1 protein-coding gene is annotated in these 3143 nt (G+C 73.3%); it reads right to left on the bottom strand.

The genetic code is table 11. The annotated features are described in order from the left end of the window. Nucleotides 1-87: 87 nt before the first annotated feature. Nucleotides 88-3096: an endo-alpha-N-acetylgalactosaminidase family protein gene (locus G3I40_RS30150; protein ID WP_164305798.1), complete on the bottom strand. Its 3009-nt coding sequence runs from the start codon at nt 3094-3096 to the stop codon at nt 88-90. Nucleotides 3097-3143: the final 47 nt, after the last annotated feature.

Genomic DNA, 3143 nt, shown 5'->3' with positions numbered 1-3143 from the left:
GGTGCGTGGTGGTGGGGCGTGGTGGCACGTGGACGGGCTACCGGGCCGCGCCGCCGGAGCGGCCCGGCCCGGCGGCCGTCGGCGCGGTCAGGCGGGGTCGAGCGCCGTGACCTCGAAGGCGTCCAGGGTGAATTCGGCGGTGCCGTCGTCGCCCACCTTGCGCAGCCCCACCCAGGCCTCGCCCTTGGCGGGGGCGGTGAACTCGTAGGACAGGGTGGTGGGTTCGGTCGCGACGGGCAGGGGCGCGCGTTCCTGTTCCGTCGCCTCCGGCGTGTCCGCCGCGGTGACCCAGGCGTACTGGCCGGCCAGCTCGCACTCGTACCGCAGGCGGACGCGGTAGCGCTTGCCGGGGGTGAAGCGGACGGTGTGCGGGACGGTGCGGTACACCAGGCCGGTGTTCTCGCCGCGCGACTTGAGGGACTGCGTGCCGTCGATGACGTCGTCGATCACCTTGCCGTTCCAGCCGCGCTGCGTGTAGGGCGCGTGCCGCTGGGCGATGTGGGTGCGCGGGTCGGTGACGCCGCCCGCGTCGCCCTTCACGAAGGGGCCCCAGCCCTGCGGCACGTGCTCGAAGTCCTCGAAGGCGAGGGCGCCCTGGGGCCTGGCGGGCCGCACTGCCCTGACGATGCGCACGTTGTCGAAGCGGACCCGCGCCTGCCCGGCGGCGGCGCGCAGGGCGAGGGTGACGGGGCCGCCGCCCTCGGGGACGGTGAAGTACGTGGTCATGCGCTGGAAGCGGGTGTCGTGCTTGCGGTCGGAGGCGACGGAGTTGTCCGCCGTCGAGGTGTCCGTCCAGTTGGTGGCGGTGACGCCGTCGGCGGTGCGGACGTCCAGGGACGCCGTGCGCCGCTCCCCCGCCGTGGCCCCGACCTCGACCTGCACGGACGCGGCGTAGGTGCCGGGGGCGAGGCGGGTCAGCCGCTGGGCGACGGTGGCGGCGGCGCCGGCCGCGACGACGAGTTCGTGGTCGCCGAGGTCGCTGAGTTCGACGGACGCGGGCCCGGAGACCGTCCAGCCCTTCAGGGACCCGGAGTGGAATCCGGGGTCGTGCAGCGGTGTGCCCTGTCCCCAGTCGGGGTCGCGGTCCAGGTCGGTGCGGCGCCGGTAGAGGACGTAGGGCTGGTCGGCGTCGGCCTGGAGCGTGACCTTGCCGCCGGCGACGGGCACGTGGGCGACGAAGACGCGGCCCTGGTCGGTGAGCCGGTACAGGGCGAGGCGTGACAGGCGGGCCCATCCGCGCGGCAGCTGCCAACTGGTGGAGCCGCCCTCGGGGTTGTAGTGGTACAGCTTCGCCGGGTCCGTGGCCTTGCGCGGTTCCCACGGCAGCAGGTAGGTGCCGCCGTCGTAGACGAGGCGGCCGTCGGTGGTGATGCGGCGGCTGCCGGTGGCGTCGCTGACGCTGGTGCGGGTGTCGCCGAAGAAGGAGATCTCGTGCTCGCCCCAGCTCTTGACGGGCTGCGCCTGGAGGTACTTGGCGGGCAGCGAGTGCGTCCAGATGAGCTGGTAGAAGGCGGCCCAGTCGGTCTTGCCGACCCAGCCCTCGAAGTTGCCCATGCGGGCGACGCCGAGGAGGGTGGGCCACTTGTCGGAGAAGACGTCCTTCTGGTGGTGCCGGATGAAGCGGATCAGCCGGGAGTTGATGCCGCGGGAGGTGTCGGGGCCGTAGTCGGTCTCGGTGGCCCAGTGCGACCACAGCGACGAGCGTTCGAAGCCGTGTCCCCACTCGGAGGTGACGTTCCAGCCCTGTTCGCGGAAGGTCCGCTGGAGGCGGTCGGAGGTCCAGCCCGATTCGCGGAACACGTCGATGTAGAGGGTGGTGAGGCCCCGGTCGGTGTCGCGGCGCAGGTCGGCGAAGCGCTTGATGATGTCGCCGGAGACGAGGTCGCGGCGCTGGTCGATGCGGTAGCTCTGGTCGAGCCAGTCCCACTGCGCGTCCGTCTTGTCGACGAGGGTCTCGGAGAAGGCGTGGGCGACGGGGTAGGACTCGGTGGCGTTGACGTGCACGCCGAAGTCGCTGTTCCACTTCTTGCCCTCGCGGAGCAGGGTGTTCAGGTCGTCGAGGCCGCCGGCGCGCGTGTTGTAGTTGCCCGCGTAGTCGGGGTGCGCGGAGTCGTGGCCCTCGGACTGGTAGCCCTTCAGGAGCGTGTACTGGCGCAGCCCGTCGGTGGCGAGGTGGATCCGCTTGACGCCGTCGAGGGTCGCGAGGAACGGGTTGGTGGCCTGCGAGGCGAAGTTGAAGGGGATGTGCGGGACGACCCGCAGGTGCTGCTCGTCGGCGCCGTGCGGGGTGACGGCGATGTCGCGGAAGGCGATCGCGGCGTCCTGCCAGTCGACGGTCCCGTCGCCGTTGCGGTCCCCGGTGATGATCACCGTGGCGTACGGGAGGGGTTCGGTGGCGTCGACCGGGGCGGTGGCGGCGCGGTGCGTCCACTGGCCGGGGGCGAGCCGGGCGGCGGTGAAGCCGTCGCCGCGGACGGTCTCGCGCCACAGGCGGCCGTTCTCCCAGCTGCTGGCGGAGTCCGGCTTGTCGTAGACGGTGTTGGTCTCGAAGGCGCCGCCGAGGGTGTCGTGGGCGACGACGGCGTAGGCGCACCCGGTGGGCGCCTGGGCGGGGCTGTCGGCCTTCGGCGTGACGAGGGTGTCGCCGCTCTTGGCCTTGTCGAGCTGCACCGTGGCGGCGAGCAGCGCGGCGCCGGGCTGGTCGCTGCGTACGGACAGCAGGGCGAGCCCGGGGATCTGGAGGGTGCCGACGCGCAGCGCGGCGGTGTCCGCGATCTTCGTGACGCGCCAGTCGACGCGGTGGCCCTCGACGGTGATCGTCACGTCGATGGTGGTGCCGCCGGTCAGGGTCAGCCGGTAGTCGGCGCGGGCGGCGCCGAGCTTCGCCGTCACCTTCGGGGTGTGGGCGACGCCGTCGACGAGGACGGTGGTGACCGGGTCGGGCTGGGCGTGCAGCACGGCGCCGCCGGAGCGGGCCGTGTAGGAGACGACGGCGGGGAAGGCGGTGGCGACGCGGACGTCGAGGTCGCGGGAGCGCAGGACGGCGGTGCCGGGGGCGTCCGCGGCGACGGCGCTGCCGCCGAGGCCGAGCGTCAGGCTCGCGCCGGTGGCGGCGCCGACGGCGACGACGGCCCTGCGGCTGG

Source organism: Streptomyces sp. SID14478 (assembly GCF_010548525.1).
Classification (GTDB): Bacteria; Actinomycetota; Actinomycetes; order Streptomycetales; family Streptomycetaceae; genus Streptomyces.
This window is presented reverse-complemented; position numbering and strand designations above follow the sequence as displayed.